19 protein-coding genes and 1 pseudogene are annotated in these 24,592 nt (G+C 51.0%); 9 read left to right on the forward strand and 11 right to left on the reverse strand.

The window, feature by feature from the left end; all coding sequences use genetic code 11:
* Positions 1-69: 69 nt before the first annotated feature.
* Positions 70-957: a cyclase family protein gene (locus KRAC_RS35250; RefSeq protein WP_007915707.1), complete on the reverse strand. Its 888-nt coding sequence runs from the start codon at positions 955-957 to the stop codon at positions 70-72.
* A 429-nt stretch (positions 958-1,386) separates the two neighbouring features.
* Here KRAC_RS35250 and KRAC_RS79900 point away from each other — a divergent pair, with 429 nt between their 5' ends.
* From KRAC_RS79900 to KRAC_RS35270, 4 genes are all read left to right on the forward strand, one after another.
* Positions 1,387-1,731: a DUF3592 domain-containing protein gene (locus tag KRAC_RS79900; RefSeq protein ID WP_157507467.1), complete on the forward strand. Its 345-nt coding sequence runs from the start codon at positions 1,387-1,389 to the stop codon at positions 1,729-1,731.
* 75 nt (positions 1,732-1,806) lie between these two features.
* Entirely contained in the window at positions 1,807-2,415 is a 609-nt protein-coding gene (locus KRAC_RS35260) for a GrpB family protein (protein ID WP_007915709.1), read from the forward strand.
* 196 nt (positions 2,416-2,611) lie between these two features.
* Positions 2,612-3,232 carry a TetR/AcrR family transcriptional regulator gene (locus KRAC_RS35265; RefSeq protein ID WP_007915711.1) on the forward strand — a complete coding sequence of 207 codons (621 nt, stop codon included), beginning with the start codon at positions 2,612-2,614 and terminating at the stop codon, positions 3,230-3,232.
* Positions 3,233-3,835: 603 nt separating this feature from the next.
* On the forward strand, positions 3,836-5,260 hold the full coding sequence (locus KRAC_RS35270; protein ID WP_040445561.1) for a transposase: 1,425 nt from the start codon (positions 3,836-3,838) through the stop codon (positions 5,258-5,260).
* A gap of 267 nt (positions 5,261-5,527) precedes the next feature.
* On the opposite strand, the gene KRAC_RS35280 is transcribed toward KRAC_RS35270, so the two are convergent.
* A complete protein-coding gene (locus KRAC_RS35280; RefSeq protein WP_007915716.1) occupies positions 5,528-6,742 on the reverse strand; it encodes a glycoside hydrolase 5 family protein in 1,215 nt (404 codons plus the stop codon).
* Positions 6,743-7,139: 397 nt separating this feature from the next.
* Here KRAC_RS35280 and KRAC_RS35285 point away from each other — a divergent pair, with 397 nt between their 5' ends.
* The gene (locus KRAC_RS35285; protein WP_007915718.1) at positions 7,140-7,364 is read left to right on the forward strand and encodes a hypothetical protein; all 225 of its coding nucleotides are present in this window, start codon (positions 7,140-7,142) and stop codon (positions 7,362-7,364) included.
* On the opposite strand, the gene KRAC_RS35290 is transcribed toward KRAC_RS35285, so the two are convergent.
* The 4 genes from KRAC_RS35290 to KRAC_RS35305 form a co-directional block, all read right to left on the reverse strand.
* Positions 7,338-8,585, reverse strand: a complete 1,248-nt coding sequence (locus KRAC_RS35290) for a cytochrome P450 family protein (protein WP_007915720.1) — start codon at positions 8,583-8,585, stop codon at positions 7,338-7,340. The two genes, KRAC_RS35285 and KRAC_RS35290, sit on opposite strands and share 27 nt — an antisense overlap.
* Before the next feature lie 54 nt (positions 8,586-8,639).
* Positions 8,640-9,929: an RNA-guided endonuclease IscB gene (gene iscB / locus KRAC_RS35295; protein WP_040445563.1), complete on the reverse strand. Its 1,290-nt coding sequence runs from the start codon at positions 9,927-9,929 to the stop codon at positions 8,640-8,642.
* A 246-nt stretch (positions 9,930-10,175) separates the two neighbouring features.
* Positions 10,176-10,784 carry a TetR/AcrR family transcriptional regulator gene (locus KRAC_RS35300; RefSeq protein WP_007915724.1) on the reverse strand — a complete coding sequence of 203 codons (609 nt, stop codon included), beginning with the start codon at positions 10,782-10,784 and terminating at the stop codon, positions 10,176-10,178.
* Between the two features lie 198 nt (positions 10,785-10,982).
* Entirely contained in the window at positions 10,983-11,450 is a 468-nt protein-coding gene (locus tag KRAC_RS35305) for a MarR family winged helix-turn-helix transcriptional regulator (protein ID WP_007915733.1), read from the reverse strand.
* A 158-nt stretch (positions 11,451-11,608) separates the two neighbouring features.
* On the opposite strand from KRAC_RS35305, the gene KRAC_RS35310 reads away from it, so the two are divergent.
* Positions 11,609-12,013 (forward strand): ester cyclase, encoded by a 405-nt coding sequence (locus KRAC_RS35310; protein ID WP_007915735.1) that lies wholly within the window; start codon positions 11,609-11,611, stop codon positions 12,011-12,013.
* Positions 12,014-12,071: 58 nt separating this feature from the next.
* Here the strand turns inward: KRAC_RS35310 and KRAC_RS35315 are convergent, their stop codons facing one another.
* Positions 12,072-13,886 (reverse strand): tetratricopeptide repeat protein, encoded by a 1,815-nt coding sequence (locus KRAC_RS35315; RefSeq protein WP_007915737.1) that lies wholly within the window; start codon positions 13,884-13,886, stop codon positions 12,072-12,074.
* Between the two features lie 385 nt (positions 13,887-14,271).
* On the opposite strand from KRAC_RS35315, the gene KRAC_RS35320 reads away from it, so the two are divergent.
* Entirely contained in the window at positions 14,272-15,153 is an 882-nt protein-coding gene (locus KRAC_RS35320; RefSeq protein WP_007915738.1) for a R2-like ligand-binding oxidase, read from the forward strand.
* A gap of 202 nt (positions 15,154-15,355) precedes the next feature.
* On the opposite strand, the gene KRAC_RS35325 is transcribed toward KRAC_RS35320, so the two are convergent.
* Positions 15,356-16,729: a glycosyltransferase family 87 protein gene (locus tag KRAC_RS35325; protein ID WP_007915739.1), complete on the reverse strand. Its 1,374-nt coding sequence runs from the start codon at positions 16,727-16,729 to the stop codon at positions 15,356-15,358.
* Between the two features lie 258 nt (positions 16,730-16,987).
* Here KRAC_RS35325 and KRAC_RS35330 point away from each other — a divergent pair, with 258 nt between their 5' ends.
* The gene (locus KRAC_RS35330; RefSeq protein ID WP_007915740.1) at positions 16,988-17,830 is read left to right on the forward strand and encodes an SGNH/GDSL hydrolase family protein; all 843 of its coding nucleotides are present in this window, start codon (positions 16,988-16,990) and stop codon (positions 17,828-17,830) included.
* 455 nt (positions 17,831-18,285) lie between these two features.
* Complete coding sequence (locus tag KRAC_RS35335) at positions 18,286-20,028, forward strand: peptide ABC transporter substrate-binding protein (protein WP_007915741.1); 1,743 nt, start codon at positions 18,286-18,288, stop codon at positions 20,026-20,028.
* A 31-nt stretch (positions 20,029-20,059) separates the two neighbouring features.
* On the opposite strand, the pseudogene KRAC_RS35340 reads toward KRAC_RS35335, so the two are convergent.
* The 3 genes and pseudogenes from KRAC_RS35340 to KRAC_RS35350 form a co-directional block, all read right to left on the reverse strand.
* Positions 20,060-21,293: pseudogene (locus tag KRAC_RS35340) on the reverse strand (RNA-guided endonuclease InsQ/TnpB family protein).
* 301 nt (positions 21,294-21,594) lie between these two features.
* Positions 21,595-22,524, reverse strand: a complete 930-nt coding sequence (locus tag KRAC_RS35345; RefSeq protein WP_244422418.1) for a 3-oxoacyl-[acyl-carrier-protein] synthase III C-terminal domain-containing protein — start codon at positions 22,522-22,524, stop codon at positions 21,595-21,597.
* 312 nt (positions 22,525-22,836) lie between these two features.
* Entirely contained in the window at positions 22,837-24,573 is a 1,737-nt protein-coding gene (locus KRAC_RS35350; RefSeq protein ID WP_007915743.1) for a thiamine pyrophosphate-binding protein, read from the reverse strand.
* Positions 24,574-24,592 lie beyond the last annotated feature (19 nt).

The raw sequence follows: 24,592 nt of genomic DNA on the forward strand, positions 1-24,592 counted from the left end.
ACGGATGAGCCGAGAACTTGATATACAACCTCACGCCACTGCGTGGCTCGCACTCACTTACCTGGAGAGCTAGTGTAGCCTGGCCAGCGCTCTTACTGGGAAGGTTCCTGCCCCTTTGAATTTTGGCGGAAGGGCGCTAAAGGTAAAGCCTTCATCCGGTAGCTGCTGGAGATTGCACAGGTGCTCAACGATCAGGACCTCGGCCCCCAGGAGTTGGGTATGCACGGGCCGCTCGCCGCCCCTGGTATCATCGATGTTTACGGAGTCGATGCCAACCAGCTTGACCCCACACTCGACAAGATAGAGCGCGGCATCCTCTGTCAGATGGGGATGGTGCTCAAAATAATTCTCTGTGTTCCAGTAATTGTCCCAGCCGGTATGTACCAGCACGGCTCGCCCTCGGAGTTCTTTGCCACGAAAGAAGTCGGCATTGATGGCAAATGTCTCTTTATGATCAACGCGAATGACAATACCTTCCAGGTCCGCGAGTCTCTCTACACCGACTTCTGAGAGGTCCTTCCCATGCTCATAGCGGTGAAAAGGGCAATCCAGATAGGTGCCGGTGTTGGTCACCATCTCGATCTTACCAATCTGAAACTGAGTCCCGCTGGCATACTGCTTTTTGGATTCCTCGCGGCTCAAATAATCGCAGATAATGGGAGCAGGCAGACCTTTATAGGTGACCAGGCCATGTTCAATAGTATGACTCAGGTCAACCAGCCTCTCTGTCCCGGTCTGAGTATTGATGGGAGTGCGTTTGTGTTGCTCTATGAGAATGGTCTTATTAAGAATCTTGACTCTTCCCACCATGAGTAGGCGCATATCGCTAACAAGGTAGTCAGCGAGTTCCTGGTCGCTTATATCATCGCCCGCGATATCCAGGCGGAAGTCCTGTCCCTGGATGCCACCGCCATTGGTAAATTCAATTTCGAAATCAAATTGAACACGTTTATCCATAATGCTCTTTCCTTGCCAGGTATCTTCTACTCAGGATCTCTCACCGCTTATGAAGTTTCGTCCATGAGAGAGCCTGTGTCCTTTTTTATGAAGAGAAATATAATAACCTCAGTGTAAAAGAGGTATGTGAGCCTGTCAATGAAAAGTTTTTGATGAAAATTATCGAAAAAGATGATAGCATGAATTTAAATGTTTTGTATTAAATTGTATGTCTTGTTGCCTTGCTACAGAGCTATTGATCTGCGTGAATTATTGCTTGTGTATTAGGAAGGCGTTAATAAAAAGCATGCGGCCTCCAAATTGAGCGATAGTAAGGCGGTACAAGCTATGTCTTATCCACCTGGTATCCTAATTTTCTTATCGCAGAATTGTTTATATGCTATACCTCCCCTTTTTATCCTGACTGGTCTTATAATGGCGGTGAAGCAGATGTGGTTTGGCAGACACTCTGTCGCGACAGAAGGAGATGTCATTGACTTGCGTTGGAGAATGGGGGGAAAGGGTGGAGGTGTTTATTATCCAGTCGTGCGTTTTCAGTATGTAGATATGGAACGAGGCGAGGAAGAGATCATTTTTGTATCGCGCTACGGCTCCAGGCCACCATCTCACAAGGTCGGCGATCACGTACCTGTGCTTTATGATCCCGCGTATCCAGCGAACGCGCATATCAATACCTTTGGAGCACGCTGGCTTCTGCCATGTATCTGTATATTTTTTGGAGGCGTGGCCGCGCTTTTGGTATGGACTCCAATGTTCTCTCTCTTTTCTCATTAGTGTTGTTCTACTGAATCTCGCCGAAAAAAGAAGAAGATTTGATGCAATGTACATTTGGCAGCGAAAGGAGATGCTATGTCTGAAATTGATAATACACATGCTAAAGTTCCAGAGGCAGTTGGTAGAGTAACTACTGAGGAACAATTGCAGGCGGTAACTGTGGGAGAACGCAAGCCTCTGAATGGATCTGTGACAATTGCAGACTATGATCCAGCATGGCCAGAACTCTTTGAGCGCGAGGCTGAGAAGATCAGGGCTGTGCTTGGCGAGCGAATTGTGCTGCTGGAGCATGTCGGCTCGACCTCGGTGCCAGGACTGGCAGCCAAGCCAATCTTAGATATTTTGCTCGTAGTGCCGAGCTCGGCGGATGAAGCCGCCTATGTTTCGGCCCTGGAGGGCGCGGGCTATGTGTTACGGATTCGCGAGCCGGAATGGCACGAGCACCGTATGCTTAAAGGGGATAATCCAGCCGTTAACCTCCATGTCTTCTCACCTGGCAGCCCAGAGGTTGAGCGTATGCTCCTCTTCCGTGATTGGATCCGTCGCAATGAATCTGACCGACTGGTATATGAGCATACCAAGCGTGAGCTTGCGCGTAAGACCTGGAAGTATACGCAGAACTACGCCGATGCCAAAACATTGGTCGTCGAAGAAATTCTCGCCCGCGCTGTTAAAGAGGCATAGGATCTAGCAGTTAACATGTAGGGGCCATGCTGGCATGGACTCCGAGCGAAGCGACGTACCCCGCGTCAGAGGCCTACACGGGCCTCGGAGTCCATGCTAGCTTGGACCCTACTTGACTTCCTTCCCTCTTCTGTATACAATAATGACTGACTAAGTCAGTCATTATTGTATACAGAAGAGGGAAGGAGGCGCTCTTATGCCTCGGTCAGAGGAAGCCAAACAACGTCTGCGTGATGAGCAACGGACCCATATTCTGGAGGCTGCCAGGCGCGTCTTTGCGCGCAAGGGGCCGGCTGCAACTATGGACGATATCGCCACAGAGGCCTCGGTCAGCCATGGACTGGCCTATCGTTACTTCACGAGCAAGGATATAATTCTGCACACAATAGCTGAGCAAGCCTTTCAAGCCAATCCCTTAACGATGGTGCAGGAGCTGGATAAGACGAAGACCCCAGGAGAGCGTTTGAGGGTGTTGTTGACAGGGCTTATAGAAAGCAGGCGCCACCCCGAGTACCATCAGCTCTTAGATCGTATGCGCAACTCTGAGGCTACGCCGGAGGAGCTACGGGAGCTCGTGCATAAGCGCGCGCATGCCTTACGTGGCGTGATCAGGCAGAGCATTGTCGAGGGGCAGGCGAGCGGTGAGATCGTAGCGGGCGATCCAGATCAATTGCTGAGAGCTATCTACGCGTGTCTTGATGGCCTTACCCACTGGGCTGAGTATTATCCAGAAGAATACATCGAGCACTTCCCCGCTGCAGAGATCTTCTGGCGTATGCTCAAGCCAGAGAGCGTGCCTGAGCAGAGCAGCCGATAAGCACTGTCCATCAATTTCAATAAATAAAGGAGCACAATCATGGCCAAGCAGCTTGTATTTGATGAAGATGTGCGCCGTATGAGCAAGGGAGTAAAAATATCGGCTACAATGTGCTGGCAGATCGTTATGAGGATATGTTTACAGAGAACGGCCCAGAAAGCCCCGTTCTTTCTAAGACGGGGATGAATGGGCGTTCCTTATCTGGGGCAGGGGTGGAGGCAGGAACCTCTTCGTGTTCGCTTTGTTGTTGAATAGATCGTGCGATGATTCCACTGCTGACATTGCCTGCGGTCGAGAGGAAAGAAGGACGTCACAGCCACGTCGTCGAGTTACCGGAAGAAGACGGCACAGAAAGAAGAGCTTCGTAGCGTGTGAAAGTTGAGCCAGAACAAGGGACGGGACTGCTGCCCGTCCTTTTCTGAGGAGATGTACCGCATCGGAAGGGAGAGCACATCATGAAGCGAGCCCGCGACACCGACCTTTCTTCTCGAATTACCTCTCCAGGTCGATTGGAGCCAGGAACGCCAGGTACGCGCACACCTGGAAGCGGCCCGGTGTCTGTATAATGCTCTCCTTGATGAGGCCATGAAGCGGCTGAGAGGTATGCGCAATGCCCCAGCGTGGGCACAAGCTTGCGCTATCCCTCGCTCCAAGAAACAGGAACGGGCACAGGCGTTTTCTACTCTGCGCAAAAAATACCGCTTCTCAGAATACGAGATGCATGAGTATACCAAACAAGCCCGTGTCTCGTGGATCGCTGATCATATCGATAGTACGATGGCCCAAACGCTTGCCACCCGCGCCTATCAAGCCGCCAATCGCGTCTGTGTCGGAAAAGCCAAACGGGTGCGTTTCCGCAGCAAAGGACGAGGCATCGATAGCGTAGAGGGCAAGCGCAATGATACCGGCATGCACTTTGTGCTGGACCCCAATGCAGGCGATGGTGGCTTTCTCATCTGGAATGCAGAGGTCATCCCAGCCATCATCGATTGGCTTGACCCGGTGGTGCAGCATGGCATGCGCCACCGCATGAAATATGTGCGTCTGGTCCGCCGCAAAGCATCGTCACCGCAAGCGCAGGGAACCGACAAAGACGGCAACCGCTATTACGTGCAACTGGTGTTAGAAGGCCGCGCGTTCGTCAAGCCCAGGCATGAGGAAGTGGGCAAAGACATCATCGGCCTGGATATTGGCCCATCCACACTGGCAATGGTGCCACGAGAAGGCAAAGCCGATCTGGTCACGTTCTGCGAGGAAGTAGCACCTGATACCAGAAAAAAGCGCCGATTGCAGCGCAAGATGGATCGGCAGCGCCGTGCCAATAATCCTGAAAATTATGACGAAAAGGGACGTGTGAAAAAAGGTCGCTTGCGCTGGAAAGAGAGTAAGCGGTATAAGGCGACCAGGCGACAGCATGCCAACACCGAGCGCAAACTAGCCGCGCACCGCAAGAGTCTGCATGGCAATCTCGCTCATCGCATTGCACAGATAGGCACCACGATCACTCTAGAAAAGACTTCATTCAAAGCCTGGCAAAAACAGTATGGTCGGAGCATCGGACTTCGGGCACCGGGGGTGTTTATAGCGCATTTGACTCGCATAGTTGCAAAAACTGGCGGCACCCTGTACGAAGTTCCTGCATCATCGACCAAACTGTCTCAATATTGCCATCAGTGTCGGCAGTATCACAAGAAGCCGCTTTCACAGCGCTGGCACAAATGCCCCTGCAGCTTCGGGCCAGTGCAGCGTGATCTCTATTCGGCCTTCTTGCTGGCCTACCTGGAACCGGAGCAAACCATTCCCTCCGTCAACCAGCACGTCTGGGAAGGTGCGGAGCCGCGCCTAAGAGCCGTGATGGAGGATCTACAACAACGTGCGAATGAGGGGCAGCACTTGCCCCGAAGCATGGGCGTAGTGGCTCGGCTCAAGAGCGGAGCTGCCCGTGCCAGAGCGCGTCGGCTCGAAAGTCCTGCCTATCCCCGCCAAGAGCTGGTTTCTCCTTCGGGGGAGATCGGAAACGGTGGGTGAGGAACAGGAACCTCCGTGCCTTTAGGCCGGAGAGGTCTCAGTTCCGGTATCACCGATCCTGCCAAGGTGACGCGCTCCGCTCTGCAAAACGCCACCAGCATTGCCGCTATGATTCTGACCACTGAGGCACTGATTACAGATCTACCCGAGAAGGAGCAGCCGGCAACTCCTTCAATGCCTGAATACCAGAAGCCTTTTCTCTGGTTCTTTACAGGGAGTGTAAAGGGTGTGGCTACGCGTTGCAAGGCAACGCGTAGCCACACCCTTTTATTTCACAAGTCTACCTGATTTTGCCTTCATCTGCGCGGCATGTGCCGCGAGCACGCTGGCGGTGCTGCTGGGATTGGTGACGCGATAGCCATCATAATTGGGGTAGAGGGCGCCATCATCCTGCAAGCCAGTCAGGATCCAGAATTGATCGCCATTGCCTCCTGCCTGATAGACGGTATCCGTCCAGCGGCGATAGATCTCGTCGCGGGTAGCCAGGTCGCGCCAGCCAAACTCCTCGACAACGACTGGCTTGCCCGCCGCGTGCCCATCCTGGATATGGTCCTGTATCCACTGCACAGCCCAATCGGCGTCTTTGCCCCAATCATTGGGATAGAAGTGCAGGGTCCCATAGTCAATACCGGGGAGCGCGACCAGGCGTTTCCAGTCGACGCCGCTATAGCCGTTACGCGTCCAATCGGGGTTTCCGGGATAGTTATAGAAGCCTTCGTCGCCGACGGCCACAAGGTGGCGATGATCAAGGTCCTTGATATACTCGCTCATCTCGTGTGCCCAGTTTACGATGGTATCGCCGGACTTATCCGACTCGCAGCGTGGCTCATTTGCCAGCTCCCACGTCATGATCGCTGTCTCATCCATCATCTTCCGGTTGGTGTAGCGGTTATGGCGATGTAGGAAGTTATGGATATAGTTTTTAAAGGCCTGTTTGATCTCAGGTTTTGTGTAGAAGTCATCGTGATTGGTGCCGCCAAACCAGGAGACATACTGGTTCATGCCGCCGAAGGCATCCCAGTTATTGGTCAGCGTCACGACAAGCTTAAGGCCAAGCTGGCTGGCCTTCCAGACGGTGTAGTCGAAGCGCTCATAGCCATCTTCTGGATAGACTCCTGGTTGGGGTTGCATGACAAAGCCGTCTGAAGCCTGCCCATCGAGAAAGCCCCAGAGGCGTACGACGCCCAGCCCCATCGCCACCGCATTTTGGAGCACATCATCAATCATAAAGTGGGACTTATAGTGCAGATAGTAGTTGTTTGTTCCACCAAAATAGAAGGTTTTGTTGCCCAAAGTAAAGTCACTTCCACACGTATCAACAAAGTCGAAGCGGCTATCCGCCAGCGCCGGAGTGGGCATGATCTGACCGAGAAGTGAGGCGCCAGCCGTGGCTGCGACGCCCGCGATAGCTGTGTTACGCATAAATTCGCGCCTGGTGCTCAGGCGCCGGGTAAGTGATGAATAGATGGTTCCATCCGCCATTGAACAACTCCTTTGTTTGCTCTATACCCAGCGCGCACAGTACGCAACTGGGCTTCCTTCCATGCCTGTACAAATGCCATCTTTGGCGTTGTAGTTCCATATTGGAAACTTATTTGGTGCGTTTCAATGAATATTGATTAACATTTTGGCATGATTTTGTCAAGGGTAGAAGAAAGTCAATGCAAAATATTGCGCATCAGATTGCAGGTAATTATTTGCATATGAGTGTCTTTGAATAATAGCGGTTTGTGTTATATGAGGGAATGGCAAAAATGAAGATATCATTGTTTCATTCAATGAATATAACTCTATTGGTTGTTGCTGGCAAAAATAAACCCGACTTATGCTACACTCTGCTTTGTAATAGAACTCTTACTAGATAGAAGGGAATCGGGATATGAGCAAGGAACCACGTCTTTCAGATGAGAGCCTACGCCACTGCTTAGCGGAGCAGTATGCTCTCAATGCCGCCACATTTGAGCTGCTGTCGCAGGGACTCGATGTGAACGCCAGGGTATATCGCGTGGTGAGTGAGCAGGGAGATGCCTATCTGCTGAAAGCTAAGCAGGGGCCACTCTATGAGCCAGCCTACCTATTAGAACGAGACTGGCAGCGCTTCTAATCCGCGCAGTACAAAGCTGCCGCGCCAGCGGACCTGCTCTGGCGCGATGCTGAGCCGGAGATCAGGCATAAGCTGGATCAGGGTACTGATAGCGATCTGCCCTTCAAGCCGGGATAGGGGAGCACCGAGGCAGTAATGCACACCCTGGCCGAAGGCCAGGTGCTTATTGTTCTCGCGGGTGATGTCCAGCGTGTCGGGATCATTAAAGTAGTTTACGTCCCGGTTGGCTGAGCCAATTGCCGCCAGGACCAGCTCCCCGCGTGGAATGGTGACACCCTCAATCGTGATGTCTTCACTGGCATAGCGCTCTGTAGCTGTTTCAACCGGGCAGACAAAGCGTAGCAGTTCCTCAATGGCGGGCTTGATGAGTGTTGGCTCGCTCTGTAATTTCGCCAGCTGGTCGGGATGCTCCAGCAGGGCGAGCGTTCCGCTGCCGATCAGGTTGACGGTGGTCTCGTGGCCCGCAATGAGCAGCAGAAAGACCATGGCCAGGATTTCATCTTCACTGAGTTGATCGCTGCCTTCCTTGGCCTGCACGAGCGCCGTGATAAGATCATCTTGAGGACGGGTACGTCGCTCTTTGATGAGCTTTTTTAAGTATGCCATAAAGCCCATGATGCTGGGAACGAGCACGAAAAGGTTGCGGTTGGTACCTCCTGAAATGAGGATTTTGGTCCAGCGATGAAACTTATGATTATCTTGAGCTGGTACCCCGAGGATACGCCCGATGACGGTGAGTGGCAGTGGCAGCGCGAAATCGGCGATCAAGTCCATACTGCCCTTTGGCTCTACTTTATCCAGCAATTCATTGGCCAGGACCTGTACCTGCTCGCGCATCTGTTCAACCAGGCGCGGTGTAAAGGCTTTGTGTACGAGGGTGCGCAGCCTGGTGTGGTCCGAGCTGTCCAGGTCGAGCATGTTGCGCTCAAGTGGCTTGAACATGGGTGGAACCCAGGGGGCCTTTTTTAGCTGCTCAGGCGTCATCGCATTGCGGCGGTCCTTGGCGAAGCGCTTATCCTTCAAGATACTGAGCACATCATCGTAGCGTGTTACCAGCCAGGCGCGCTGCTTCGTAGGTAGGGTTACCGGGAAAACCGGCGCCTCGGCACGAAGTTGGGCATAAAAGGGAAAGGGATTGGCCTTGAACCTGGCGCTGGTAATGTCGACGGGTGCGATAGAAGTTGTGGACGCGGTTGCTGGTAGCGTTTGTTTCTTCGTCATGGCTTCTCGCTCCTTAATCCATCATAAAATTGCGCAATGCGGGGACCCCTGGCTTTAGACATGGGGAGGAGCATTGCGCACTCCTTTCTGTGTGTACTCATAGCCATCTGCTCGATGGATACAATGCATATATTTGGGATGGATATCGACCTTCCCAAGGCGAAACGACGGACGATGGCGAATGGCTATTCTTCCTTCAAATGTTCCTTTGGAGGTAATGGCTTTTACCATATCACCTGTGCGATATCCAAGAAACGTTTTTCTTCGTTGTTTATGTTTTTCTGGGAATCCGTACTTATCAGGAACGCACATTTGTCTTCTTCCATGACCATTGGCAGTAAGAAGCAAAGGAACCACCCCTTTGTGGGAAATGGCAGAAGGGGTGCTCTTGCCCACGCAGGTGGCATCGAGCCAATGCGTCTTGGCTAGCCCTCTTGTGGTTCGGTTGTACTTGGTCAACCCACCACTGCCGCACTCGACAGGCAAGCCAAATGCTTTGAGCCGTTCAAGCAAGGCAAAGCGTGTAGCATTCACTGCACTGGCATCCTTGAGAGGCTTTTTGACCTGAGCCAGAATGCGCTTGAGCACATCAGGCTTCTTCGCAAGAAACACCGCAATATCCTGCGTCCCTTTGGCAATATTGCATGGCTCGCAAGCCAGGGTAAGATTGCTTATCCTATGGGTGCCACCGTTGGCGCGAGGATGAATGTGCTCAATTTGCAAGGGCACATCTTGCTTGCCACAATAGGCGCATGTTCGCTTCCATTTTTCGAGTACGTATTCCCTGACCTCGTAGCCTTGCAGCGTGCCTTGCTGGTATTCCACTCCTGTAATATCGGGATTCTCCATCAGTTGCAGATCAAACTTGACCAATTCCTGGCTCAGAGCAGTAATGGGAGCAGAGCGACACAAGCGAGCTACCCACGTCAGAATATTGGCAAGACGACTTTCCAGCGATGGTGGCAACCACCCTTTCTTACGCCTTCTATTCTGAAATCGCGGTTTGCGATACCTTGTTTTGCGGTTGCGTCGTCTGCGACGAACACCACGGCGACTATCCAGGCTATCTTTTATAGCGTGCCCACGATGCTCAAGTTCAGCCGCAAAAACAACTTTCCCGTTGGTATCGTTCACCAGGGCAATACCCGTGGTTTTGCTGCCAGGATCAAGCTTGAGGCGCAAGGGTTGCACCTCTGGCTGATCTACCACCCGTTTGAGCACAATGGTAAATGGGTATCTCCTGTACACGGCTGCGTTGCCCTGTGTGAGCAAGAGCCTTGCACGTGCTGGATGCACCGGATTTAAGGGCTTATAGTCACTATCAATCACGAATACATTGCTCAAGTTGAGCCTCCTGTCTTGCAGGGTAATGTGTGCCTCGTCAATGTTAGCAAACGGTTTTACGTACAACACACGTCCTTAACCCTCTAGGGATGTTTAATGCTGTACCGTAGCGGTTGGAGCTGGCAAAGCACCCCAACGTACCTATTTCGTTCCTAACGTAGCCCGATAGCCTTGATGATTCTATCCATCAAGTCTGCTCTGGCTGAGACTGGTCAGGTCCAGGCTTACTTACGCAAGCCCCTGCCTTTAGGCATGGGGTTCCTGACCCATGATCATAGCGGTAAGCAGGTCTGGTAGCTCATCCCAGGCTGCTTCCAGGATTGGATCTCCCATAAGGTATTCCACAATCAAGCCAAGCACCATGCCCGAGATGGCGCGCATAGCGAGGCGCGTATTGGTTGGCTTGACGATATATTGCTCTGTCCATTGCTGAAAGTACGTTTCCGCCATAGTAAATGTTGGTTCAATAATCTTCCGGTAATACAGCTCTCTCAACTCCTGATTGACCAGAACCTCTGAGATGACGACCCTGAAGATCTCGAAATTATCCGCCTTAAGCGCGGTTAGCCTGTGGCGGAAATAGGCCTTCATATAGCTACGAAAGTCTCCCTCAGTAAAGCCTCCGAAGTCTGTTTCCCTCCGGTCAGATTCATTCAGTCGATCCAGGATACCCAGAATCAACGCGGTTTTATTCTCAAAGTAGTTATAGATGGTGCCGTCTGCGATACCAGCCTCTCGGGCGATATCCCGGATTGTTGTGGGGTGAAAGCCCTTCTGGGCGAACACCTTCGTTGCCGCGTCAATGATCTGGTTGCGCCGTGCGGCGATGAGTTGCTCTTGAATGGAGTCCTTCATACATTTGCCTTCAATGAATGGATATTCAGATGAATGAATGTTCATTCAAAGTATGCCATAATTTTTGCCCTCTTGTCAAGGTTTACTAGGGCCAACGCTGCTAAAGCACGCTTCTGCATATAATGATATGTCGCATGACGTATCATTATATGCAGAAGCGTGCTTTAGCAGCGTTGGTTAACATCCTTAATATTGTCATCACCATACCGGGCGAAACTTATGCGGCAGCGTTCCTCCATTGGCCATCGTGATAAGTTGGCGCAGGTCGGTGCGTAGTTCCTGCATACGCTGAGGTCCGATGATCTCTGCCCACTGCGCCTCCAGGCGTGTGAGGTAGGCCTCTGTCTCGCGGATGCAGCCCCAGCCTCGCTCTGTGAGGGTTACGATCTTGCCGCGTTTATCGGCTGGATTTGGCTGGCGTGTAACGTAGCCGCGCTTCTCCAGGTAGTCAATCATTTCGCTGGCAGCCTGTTTGGTGATATCCAGAAACTCGGCCAACTCGTTACCGGTTGCCCCATATGGTGCGAGCCGCTGGAAAGCGAAGCCATGTGCGGGCCGCACATCATCGTAGCCAAGCGTGGCCATATGTCTATGTAAGTCATCAATTACCGCCCGAGAGCCAAGCATTAGTAGAGGCGTCAGTTCGTAATTGGGTGCAAATTCCATCGTCGTCGATTCCCTTTTTTACCAGCCAGAGATAGTCAAGTTGCTTGACTATCTCTGGCTGGTATTATATACTGTGCAATGTAGTCAAATTGCTTGACTATTATACCGCAGTTTCTCTTTTCTGAAAACATTTTTACTGATCACTACAGGGGGGTAAGATGTCTAACAGTACTAACAAGGATGTCATTAAACGTTTCGTCACGGAAGTCTGGAACGAGAATAAGGCGGATGTGCTCGATGAGATCCTTGATCCAGCCTATTACGATTATTCATCTGAGCCACGCAACCGTGAGGGACTTGAGCATCTATTGGTAATTGTAAATGAGGCGTTTCCTGATCATAAGACTATTATTGAAGAAATTGTTGACGAAGGCGATACTGTCGCGGTTTGTGAGACGTTCTGCGGAACACATTCTGGACCATTTCGTGGTATACCAGCGTCAGGCAAAAAGTTTGAAGTTGGCCGTTACCGCTTCTTCAAAGTCGTCAATGGTAAGATCGTTTCGCACCGGGGCTTGCTAGACCTACCAGCGCTGCTCCGCCAGATTGGCGCAGATAAATAATATATTTTCCAGGTGAAGCACATGTGCTTCACCTGGAAAATATGCATGTTTTATCATTCTACACCGTGTGAACGTTGCTGACATTGCCCATGTTCACGGGACAGAGGGGACCGACCTCTGCCACATAGGTTGGTTCCTGTGATACCTGGTGATAGATGAATTCAACATATTCATAGGAGCCATTGTTGGCGTACCATATCAGGTCGTAGCTACCCTGGGAAATGCCATGAAAGGCAAAGTTGCCATTGCCCTGGATACCTGTCTTCTTCGAGGCATCCCATTTGGCGAAGAGTTCGTCCTTTCCCATTCCACCCTTCAGACCTGTCGTCAGCCCGATCTGATTAAAGGGAACGTCGGATTCGACATTGGTAAAGTGTCCCGTGATGTCCTGGGGCGCGTTCAAATCCTTTTGCGCTGACTTGCCCTCGTTGGTATCACCATACTCCTTGGCCAGGCGTTGATAGGTTGGGATGGCGGTGGAGCAGGATGAGGAGCGCTCCTGCTTTCCCATTCCCAGCAGTGCCTTTGCCATGTCGCTATGCAACTGCCCAGCTTCAGGAGCACTGGAGAATTTAGTGAGTACCTTATCGAAGGCGTTGACCGCTGACTCATAATCTTGCGTCTGTAGCTTCCCTTCGCCAATATTGTAGTAGGCCGTGGCATCCAGGGCGCTGGCCTGTGCCTGGCAGGTGTTATCGCAGTAAGGAAGTCCCAGAACTGTGTCGAGGCTCTTTGAAGCCACATCGTAATCTTTTGTGTCCAGGCTCTGGCGACTCAGGCCGATACGCGCCGCAATATCCCCCACTTGAGCGCGATGGAGCTCATCATTTACCGAGCTAGCGGTAAATTTCTGGATGACCGTATCAAATTTGGTTAAGGCCTCGTTATAATGCTGTGATTTATTTAGCGCCAGGCCCCAGGAGGTATAGGTCCGGGCAATATCTGCACCATCGGGAGCCTGCTCGCCTCCCTGGGTATACTCATCGATAGCAGGCTGCCACTGTTGCTGATTCTCCAGGCTATGGGCCTGCGCGATGTGCAGAGAGGGCTGAATGCTGAAGGCCACGCCCGAGTAGATGAAGAGCACAATGATGATAATGGCAGAAGTTATGGCCTGGCGCACACGCGTCTTATTGAGAATGGAGGCCATCCCATCTCCCATGCGAACGGCGAGCGCGATCAGCAAGAGAACGCCTAGCAGTAGCGCCGCCACGGCGGCATGGGCTGATCCCGCGGCCCAATCGCTTCCAGTAAGGTGCAGGACCACGAAGAGGACGATCAGCAGGCCCAGGCCTCCCAGAACCCCCCAGAGCGGCAGAGGGCGAGCCAGCTTTCCTGGCTGTTTGGGTGGCTTTGAGGCAGGCGCGGGCGCGACTGGAGGATAGTTCATGCCAGAAGTGGCCGCATAGTTTATGCCTGAGCCAACGCCTGGCTGGCTGGCATATGGGTTGTATGGATTTGTTGGGACCGTGTTTGCTTGTGGTGGATAGCCTGGCCAGGAAGGCTGGCTATTGTAGGGATCATACGGCCCTGGTACGGGCTGGACCTGGGGCGTCTGTGGCGGAGGCGCTGGCTGGGGTGTTGGTCCGTAGGGCGCCTCCTGCCACACAACTTGTGTACTTTCTCCATAGGACTCTGCGGCTGCGGCTGCAGGCGTTGATGATCCATATTCTTGAAAGGTTGGATGTTCCTCTATGGGGTGCTTGGGCCTGGGAGCGGTATCCTCGTCTTGACTGATTGGAAATAACGCTTCCTGCTGTTCAGGGAGAATAACGTCTTTCTCGGGTGGATCGGCCTGTTTGTCGGCCGGCAGATTCTGCTCGTCTTGATGTTGCGGTTGGGGTTGCTGTTCCTCATTGTGAATGGGATCCATGCGGATTTCGCCCTCCATACATAGCGCTTTACTTGCGCCATCAATTGAAATACCATTAGAAACATTAGGCGCCTGAAACTACTAAAAGAATAACATATTAAGCACATCTTTTTCACAGATTTGTGCTATGAGGATAAGGGTATCTTTTGCTTATAGAAGTCCGCCAGGCCTTAATTATAAAAGAGGATGGCTTAACACTCTATGAAATTACCCACACTATATGGCGGCAACGGCAAACAATGTATTAGCTCTGACTTGAGCCTACTTGATTTTTTCTTAGCTGAAAACTACACTTGCTATAGTGATTGATGAAACCATATGCGAAACAGACTGAAACAGTCTGTTTTTAGCAAGAAGCAAGAAGCAAGAGAAGGAGTTGGCTCCTATGGCAACGATGCCTCGTCGAACCTATACTACGCTAAGCAGCCGTGGTTTGCGGCATGACATTCTTCCCATGCGGCTCTACCACAAGGCCAAGAAGTTGGGAACCTGGGACCCTCGCGATATTGATCTAAGCCAGGACTGCCAGGACTGGCAACAGTTGGCGGAGGATCCCAGGACACGGCTGCGCAACCTGATTCTTAGTTTTCAGGCAGGCGAGGAGGCTGTAACGCTGGACCTCCTGCCTCTGATCATGACTGTGGCGCGTGAGGGGCGCCTGGAAGAAGAGCTCTTTCTCACGACCTTTCTCTGGGAAGAGGGGAAGCACACCGAGTTCTTTCGCCGCATCCTCGACGAGGTCATGCAGGCCGAGGGTGATCTGCATGGTGTGCGCACTGCAAACAATACCCGCGACCTCTTCTCCGACGACCTGCCGCGTGAGATGAACCTGTTGCTCACCGATCCCTCACCAGTGAACCAGGCTCGGGCCTCGGTGCTCTATAACATGATTGTCGAGGGTGTGCTTGCCGAGACAGGTTATTTCAGCTTCTTCCGCTTGCTCACACAGAACAATATCATGCCTGGCCTGCAACAGGGCATCCAGTATATTAAGCGCGATGAGTCGCGACACATCGCTTATGGGGTCTTCCTGATCTCGCGCCTGGTGGCCCAGGACAAGTCCCTCTGGCCCATCGTCGAGGATCGCATGAACGAACTCTTCGGCGCTATCCAGAGCGATCAGCAGCAGAATGGCACCCCCGAAGCCGTGCGTGACTACGCGCGCCAGCAGTTCGAGAAGCGCCTGGCACGCATTGCTCGCGCCCGCAACCAGACCCTTGAGCAGGTCTATCAGTCCTCTGATATTGAGGAGACGCAGGTTTCCTAATAGAGATTTTTCTAATTACATGCACCCCTATCCGCAAGCTTGGTAGGGCTTAAAAAGAAGTGATGACACATTGCTAATAGACAATGTGTCATCACTTCTTTTCACTCGACGAGCAATTGCCAGTAACTGAACAAATGCACCTTCATAATTGATAGCATTTCTTGATAATTTGCTTTTTATCAAGGCAATAAAAGTTGGATAGCTATGGCTCGATTGCTATTGAGGTTGGCAATGTGTTGGGAATATGTGTTTGTTGTTCAGGGGGTTGCGCTAGCGAGCTTCGAATAAGTGTTCCTATGACAAAGCCGAGTAACAGCAGGCCTCTTACCAGGGAGAGCGGAAAGATAGTTTCAGGTGGAGGAGAGCCTGCATTATATACAACAGGATAGATAAAATAGGTTAGAAGCATTACCGAGGTCCATAATACAATTGCAGGCCGTGTTTCTTGCCTGGCTGTGGCAAGTAATGGCAGAAGCCAGATGATATATTGAGGGCTAAAAATTTTCCCTGTTACCAGTACGAGTACTATCATGACCAGGAACACCATGGATAAAGCGATTTTCTTGCGCCATTGTAGCCAGCAGAGAGTAAGAATCCCAGTTACTAATAGCAAAGTTCCTGCTAGAGAGACAATGCTATCTAATGTGCTTGTGACATTCATTGAGACGAAAGCATAGCGATAATGATAAGGAAACCCTACAAAGCTTCCTAGCCAGATGAAGGCTCCACTAAGTGTCTCTATTTCAAGAGGACGAGCCTGGAAATAGGATAATGCTCCCATTGTGCCGGGAATGCTAATCAGAAGTGATGCCAGTGTGATAAGTATGGTACATCCAACAAAGCCGACCAGGACGGGTAACCAGCGTTGGCGTGCATACCATAGCCCTTGAGAAGCTTGTTGTTGTGCCAGCAGTAGTGGCAATAGCAGCAGAACTGGATAGAATTTGAGGAACGTTCCAAGAGCGATGCAGACATATGCCCAGGTCCAGCGTTTGCGTTCAGCCAGGAGCAATGCAAACATAGTGCAAGCAGCAGGAAAGATATCGAAGCGGCTTGTTAGCGTTGACCAGCCTGCTATAACAGCATAGATCAGGAAGAGAATCGCACTCCGAGTCGAGATGAAGTGTTTAACCAAGAAATAGAGCAGTACTACAACCAGGAGCACTAGGCAGGCAAAAGCTTGCTGATAAAATTGGAAGGGAACTATTAAGGGCAGTGAAAAAGGTAGCAGTGTTAGAATTGGGTATTCGCGCGGGGTAGTGTGTGAACGTACACCACTTAACTGGCGCTCAGCCAGGGAAATTATTGGGGCAGGAGCATGGTATTTGTGCAGTCTCTGTATCTCAGATTGAAGCATACCTTTATTATTCAGAAATGCACATTGCTCGCCAGGTAATTGATTTAGGCCATCTTGCCCATGCCAGAATGCTACTGCATAGCATTGATAAATAGCAGCATCTACATACTTACTTGAGAACTGCCATGAAGAGCCATAGTAAAGTAGCATACCTGCCAGTAGTAGCAAAAGTATATCGGTCAGGAAGCCTGTACGTGAACTTAGTGTCTTAGTATTCATATTGGTGAAACTCTCCTCATAAGTTTCTATGGTGAAGAAGTGGTGTATATAATACCATCAATATGGTGTGTGGGTATATGCAAACAGGACCATACTCTTTCCTGGCATTTTGTCCAGGGAGTGTTTCTGCTTTTGGACAGAGACAGCGGGCTATATCTCCTTTATACTGAAATGGTAGTTTGTGAATGTCTGAGGCCTGTTTAGGATGCAAAAAAATATGGCACAATGGATTGAAGTAAATAAAAGGAGCAATTTCGTATGACCAACTCTATTTCTCAGCGCCAGATGCTTGAATATTGGATTCAACTGACTCATCCAGAGAAGGCTCTAGCTCAATTCCCTGGAATAAATGATGCCATAATTGCCAACATGTTTGGGATCGATGTCGCGACATATAACGAGATCCGCCAGGGCTTCCAGGCTCGGGTGCGCCAGGCGGCCGAGGAATTGCTGGCCGATGCGGACTTTGCCGCGCTTGTGGACCAGCTTCCCTTTGCTCCTGGTGCTAAGGTGGTTGGCTTTGGCTCCAGTACAACCGATGACCTGCAATCCTGGCTCGAAATCCTGCGTGCCGTTTTCGCCCTTCGACGCCCTCAGGATGGCGTTCGCTTTGTCAACGCGGGCGTCAGCGGGGATACAAGCACGCATGAGATTGCCCGTTTTAGCGCCGTGGTGAATGAACGGCCCGACTGGATTATCTGCCACATCAGCTCCAACGATGGGCGCAGGCATGGTGCCTCTCCAACTAAGCCCCTGGTAAGCCCTGAAGAGACGGAGAAGAACCTGGTCATGCTGCGTCACTTCGCCGCCAGCCAGACAAGTGCAAAGTGGATCTGGATGACGCCTACCTCGCTGATCGAGGAGAAGATTGCCGCCTTCCCCTTCTTTCAGCTTGGGCAGATCATGTTCTACAACGAAGATTCCGCGTGTGTAGCCGAAGCCGTGCTCAAGCAGCCTGATCCTGCCGTCAATCTCTGGGAGCTTTTCGGCCAGCCTGCTGATTCTGAACTGGTCTCCTGGGACGGCTTGCATCCGAGTCTGAAGGGGAATAAGCGCATCCTCCGAGCTCTTGTGGCTGACCTGGTCAAGCACTTCGCGTAAGTATAAGGGTGATTTCTTCCATGTCGCTCGGCATGGGAGAAATCTCTTCTATTAGAGAGAAAAAAAAGCCTATTAGAGAGAAAAAAAGCCTATGCTGAACCCGGTTCATTTTACAAGGTCAGGCTCCTGGATGATTACAAATAGTTGTGATTATAAATAACATATAACTCGCGCTCCTATGAAAATGTAATGATATATACTTCTAATGTCGTTATATTCTATATTTTTGTCGTATCTATGGATTGCGAGTCTTCTTGCTTTCAGATTACAATAAAAAGCATTACCCCCCATAGTAGATCGCCAAGCTATATAAGGGAGGCGATCAGAGGTGCGCATTTTGCCTCCCTGGTTTCTGCTAAATATAGCCTGGCGGACTAATAGCCACTATTTTCCGCTGTAGACCGATGTAAAGATCCCTACAAAGGAACCTATCACCTTCGAAGGAGATGAGATACATGCACGTGAACACAGCAAACATGCGTCGTTTCCTCCCTCTTATTTTTTGTTTGCTTGCTTTATACCTGGCAGCCTGTGGTGGAGATTCGAATACCACCAATACTACCACGAAGGCGACCGCAGACAAACAAGTATTTCACCATGCCATCAGCGGTATCAGTGATATTGCGACTTTTGATCCCGCACTGGCCGGAGATGGACCTTCTACGTCAGCTATTGGTATGGTCTTTAGCGGTTTAGTTCAGCTTAACAACCGGCTTCAGGTCTATGGTCAGCTAGCCCAATCATGGGAACAATCCCCTGATGGTTTGACCTGGACATTTAAGTTGAAGCCTAACCTGACTTTTAGTGACGGTTCTCCCCTGACCTCAGAGGACGTTGTCTGGAGCATTGACCGTGCCTTTGATCCCGCCCTCAAATCCACGACAGCCCCCTTTTATCTTGGGCTTATCAAGGATGGGGATAAACGTAGCAATGGAAAGGTCACAACATTAATCAATGATAGCTTGTTTGCTCCTGATCCGACGACGGTGAAGATTGTTATTACGCAAAAGGCTCCGTATTTTCTCCAGGCCTTAACCTACACCAGTTCGTGGGTTGTTGAGAAGAAACTTGTAGATAAATATGGTAATCAAAAGTTTATGGATCATCTGACTGAAGGAGGCGGAGCGGGTCCCTGGATCGTAGCCAGCTATACGCATGGCACGCAAATTACCTTCGTGCCGAATCCACACTATACTGGCCAGAAACCTCAGCTTGGCAAAGTCATTTTCTTCTTCTATAAGGATGCACCTACAACCTTTAAAGCCTATCAGGTAGGGCAGACGGATGATGCGCCGGTGCCGACAGCTAATATTGAGTCGGCCAAAGCGTTGCCGCAAAAGCAGCTCCATATCACGCCCGCGCTCACCATTGGCTACTATACGATGAACTACCTGGTCAAGCCTTTTGACAATATCAAGGTTCGCCAGGCTTTTGCCCTGTCCATCGACAAAGAGAAGATCGCGCATAATATTCGCAAAGATACTGTCTTTGCCACCAACCATATAATTCCGCAAGGGCAGCTTGGATATAACACGCAATTGCTTGGCCCAGCCGGAGTCACAAGTACCCGTGGCGATGCGCAAAAAGCCAAACAGCTTTTTGCGGAAGGGCTCAAAGAAGAGGGCATGACGCCTTCATCTCTGCCAAAGCTCACATTTACTGTAGCTACCAATGGTTCGCCCGATGCTAAGAACGAGTTTCAGGCCGTGCAGCAGATGTGGAAAGCTGTGCTAGGCGTCGATGTGACACTTAATGACCTCGACTTTAACCAGCGCAACCAGTATCTCGGCACAGCACAGGGTAATTCCAATGGCCCCATAATGTGGCAGAGTGGTTGGGGCGCAGACTATCCTGATCCCCAGGACTGGCTTGATTTGTTCCTGGATAACCAGAACGGTGGCAATGGATTGAACTATGCTCATAACAAGTCTGCGAATGTATCATCGCAACTACAGACACAGGAACTGATCAAGCAGGCAGATACGACGCTTAACCAGCAGCAGCGTATACAGTTGTACAACAAGGCAGAGCAACAACTAGTCAACGATGTTGCCTGGCTGCCCATAAGCCAGAGCAATACATTGATTGTGCGTAAACCTTGTCTCGTAGGTTTCGTCGATAATGCTCAAGGTATTTGGCCTCCCGATGATTGGGGCAATATCTATATCTCGACGGACCCGCTTTGTGCCAAGAGCTAATGGTAATTAATCAGTAGTCAGTACCCTACGGCTAAAGCCGAGGGCTTGGAGTTGTGTCTGAACTCCACCGCAATTCAGCATACCTTTTCAGGCGTGCGGCTTTGGCTTCATCGTCCGACACAGAAGGCGCGTACTGACAAGAGGCCCGTTCCTCTCCAGTCTTGCCGGATAAGAAGCGTTCGCATCGCAATGTTTCTTGCACCAACCAGATCGGCATGGAGCGTGTACTGACAATTCTGACAGACGAAGAGCAATCCTTTGTTGGGTCTATTCTCTTTGCAGGTGTGCCCACATTTGGGGCAGGCTTGCGAGGTAGAGTTGGCATCGACCTTGATTGCCATACTTCGATGTAAGAGCGCTTTATAGGCAATCATGCTATGCAACTCAGCGAAGGACCATTTGGAGAAGGTACGATTGGCTTTTCGCTGTTTTGCATTTTTGCCTTTGCGTCGTTTGGTACGCTCTCGAATGTCTGTCAGATGCTCCAGTCCAATCAAGCTTTGAGGGGGCTGTTGGACAATCCGCTTACTCACGACATGATTGGTATTCTGCTTCAACCGTCTCTCTCGTCCACTGATGGCAACGAGCCTTCTTGTCGCTGAACGAGTGCCTTTCTTTTGCAGACGTTTTCTCAGTCGTGCGTAGTGGTTTGCCTTGGGGACAATCTGTTTGCCTGAATGGAAGGTGCAATCCCCTTGCATCGTCGCCGTGACGGCAAGGTATCGCATCCCCACATCCACGCCAACGACTTGCTTGTGTGTTTCAGGTGTAGGATCAGCCGTCTCAATTGCAAGAGAGACAAGGAGGTAAAATTGTTTCTTGGGCTTGTCATACCAGAGTTTCGATGCACCAATCTCCGCTCCACGCTGGATCAATGCCACATGCTTATTGTAGCCAGTATAGGGCACGATAACACGTCCCTCAAGGGTCAGGATGCTCACCTGCTGCTCTTTCTTGAAGGTGTAGTCTTTCTTGTACTGATAGGTCAACGTGGGGGAGATGAACGTGGGAGCCTTATCAAGCCCTTTGTAGCGTTTCTTGGTCTTCCCTTCCTTACGATGAACAGCATTGTTCTTGACCTTTGTCCAGAGGGTTTTATACGAGGCTCCAACTTGGCGAGGAACAGAACAGGCCATTTGCGAAGGCAGATGAAAACGGAGGCGGATCTCTTCGTAGGTGGCATCTTGCAAACGAACAGCATTGCTCATCTTGCCATGCTCAAAGGCGTACTGGCTCACATAGTTGAGAGAATCCCGATACGCCAGTTGCGTTGTACGTAATGCCTTGAATTGCTCGGGCGTTGTATTTAATTTGAGTTTCGCTGTTAATACCGTTTTCGTACGCTAAATTATACCATAGTTTTCATCTGACTGTCAACAATACATGAGCAGATGAGAGCATGTCTACGGCGTATTCCACCCAAGCCACCGACAAAGGAACGCCGCATTCCTCCCCATGCCTGAAAGGGCAGGGGCATCCTGCGGCGTTTTGGGTGAATGGCAGTTCAATTTGTGTCATCAATTGGCCAATTGATGACACAAATTGAACTAATGTCATGGCTTCGTTTCAAGAGCCTGTCCTTTTTAACAACAACGCTGTTTGGTGATAACCAACGCCTAAGGCGGCTAACACAAGATACTTCGATGAGATAGTGAGATAATGATAGGCCAGCGTAACGGGATAGGACGCCAGCGTTAGATTGCCAAATAGTTCTAGCGTGTCCGGATATTCTCGTGGTTGAAGGCTTTCTTCCCAGTGATCCATAAGGACACGAGAGGCCTGATGGGTTATGAGCGCGATATCACGGCCCGTTAGCTTATTCCTGGATAGTAGTTGTTGCACCATCTTCGGTATTCCTTCCATTGCCGAAACCTGGAAGGAATAAATGCCAACATCTTCGGTTATTTTGTATGTCGCGCGGGGTGAGTCACGAGCTTGCATTGTCATCGCGCCATACTGGTCACTGAGTGTTTGCGTCGCATAGTCAATGATCTCAAAGTCTGCCTCTGGTCCAATAACCGCGGCCCCTGCCCCGTCGCCGATACTAAGTGAGTGTCCCTGCGTGTAATCCATATATTGTGTCCAATTTGAACCGCAGCAGACCAAAGCATGATCGCTCCAACCCATTGTAATCGCGTTGAAGGCTTCTAGCACACCTAGCAGGAAGGTGCTAAATTCATTATTGTGTGGCACAACTAACGTTCGCTCGGGCAGTTGCAGGCCGTTATGCACAACATAGAGGCTATTTGGCGTGTAGTATTCCGGGACTGAGGCGTATCCATAGAGCCGATCAATCGCTTCCGGGGTGATATTGGCTTGTTTAAGCGCCAGACGAGACGCTTCAATCATGAGCGGCTCAATCCGTTCATCTTTATCCAGGTATCGCCTTTCCTTCATGCCGACGAAAAGGTCCTTCTCGGTAATTCCCTGTGCATTGGCCTGGGTAGTGATCTGTTGAAAAATAGGATCATCATTACCGCGTATGTATGGTGGCATGCAGTAGCCGCATCCTTTGATACCTATCCGTTTCTTGCGCTTTTTTGATCTAACGTGTGGCTTTCCCTTTGCTCCAAAATCATGTCTCATGGAGAGGGTACTTTTAAGATTCTCAATAATGTTCATCTGCAACTCATTCCGGCTTATGGCATTGGCCCACCGGGGTAAGGGGTGTGGGTGGAGAATGGCAATGCCGTTTTCCACCCACACCCCTTACCCCGAGACTCGCGTAGCGAGCCGAGGCAAGAACTGGAAATTCCTGATGAAACTGGCGGCTAGCACTGTCAAAGGCCTGAGACGAGAGGCCTTTAATTACACGAGCGCGCGCTCTTTTTGTTTTCCAAAGAAAGCTGTTAAGGTATCGGCGCGTTGTTGCAGGGAACGCGGCACCTCTTCAAGGTCTACCATTGCCTCAATAACGCAGGGGACTCTCGCGTCAATCGCCTGGCGGAGGCTATCTTCGAACTTGTCAAGGCTGGTGGTTCTCACCGCGGAGACCCCGGCAGCATTTGCAATGCCACTCACATTTAGTGGCTTGTCGAAGGTGGTCAGGTAGGATACGCCATTGAGCAACTTCTCCCCGTTATACACCATTCCGTGCCCACCGTTATTGAGGACCACCCAGATTACCGGAATGTTGTAATCCGCAGCTGTGTGTACCTCTATCCCATGCATGCCGAAGGCTCCGTCGCCAAGCAATGCCACAACAGGCTTATCGGGCGCGGCAATTTTGCCGCCGATGGAGGCAGCCACAGCATACCCCATGGAAGCTGTATTCGTCGCAAAAAACACCGTTCCAGGCCGCCTGGCCTCGTAAAACTGTCCCACCCAGCTCAGGCAGTTCCCGTTATCCACGAACAGCAGCGTATTATCTGGCAGTACTTCGTTCATTTTTGCCACAAGGGCCTGGGGCTTGAGGAGGGAGGCCTCACCCTGAAGCGTCTTCGCATTATAGTAGCGCGGGATCGTCTTCCGTAGCCGATCCAGAGCACTCACTGAGCCTCGGCTAGCTGGAACGAGTCCAGTGAGCGCCGCAGCAAGTACTTTGAGCACGGCCTTGGCATCGCCGACAATGCCGTGGTTAACAGGATAGATATTACCAATAGCCAGCGGATCGAGGTCGATTTGGATGATTGTACGATGAGAGAGGGCCAGGCGCGGGTCCCAGCCATTGGTTTGAAACTCACCCAGGCTGGTGCCAATGATCAGCAGCACATCAACATCTTCCGCATAGAGGTAGGTCTCTGCCAGGGGATGCCCGCCAAAGCCGAATACCCCTAAAGAGAGTGGATGCCGTTCTGGAAAGGCGCTCTTCCCTTTGAGCGTAGTCGCTACGGGAATTTGTAGGGTTTCGGCGACCCGTTGTAGTTGAGGCCACGCGCGCGAAACGCTGATACCATGTCCAGCAAATATGGCTGGTCTCTTCGCGTCCCTTAAAATTCTGGCAACCTTCTGAATAGCCGCGAGATCTCCGGTAGAGGTACTGCGTGTAAAAAAATGGGTTGTTGGCAGTCCATCATCGGGTGCAGGCTGTTTGACGATATCGGCAGGAAGATTTAAATGTACCGCCCCTGGCCGCCCGGTAAGTGCCGTTCGTATCATACGGCGGGCCATATGTTGCATTTGTTGGCTGTTTTGGAGCATGAGCGATAATTTTGTTGCCGAACGGTACATATCGACAACGTCCGCAGTCCGATTACCACTACTACTGTCTTGCAAGCCTCCTTTGCCAAAGACGCTGGTGGCTACCTGTGCGGTAAGTGCTAACACTGGGATGGAATCGCTATTGGCGCTGGCAATGCCAGTGAGGGCGTTTGTTGCCCCTGGTCCACTTGTGCCACAACAGACGCCCAGACCGCCCCGCACACGCGCGTAGCCCTCGGCCATAAAGGCTGCACCCTCCTCATGTTTGGCCAAAACAGGTTGGATATGTTGTCGTTCGGCGAGAGCTTCAAACAGGGGGACGAGTGGTCCCCCTGGAACACCGAAAATATGCTTTACTCCGATTTCCTCTAGGGCCTGTAGCAAGACATGGATGGCTGACGGCATTGAAGAGGTTTCCTTTCAC

This window comes from Ktedonobacter racemifer DSM 44963, assembly GCF_000178855.1.
GTDB lineage: Bacteria > Chloroflexota > Ktedonobacteria > Ktedonobacterales > Ktedonobacteraceae > Ktedonobacter > Ktedonobacter racemifer.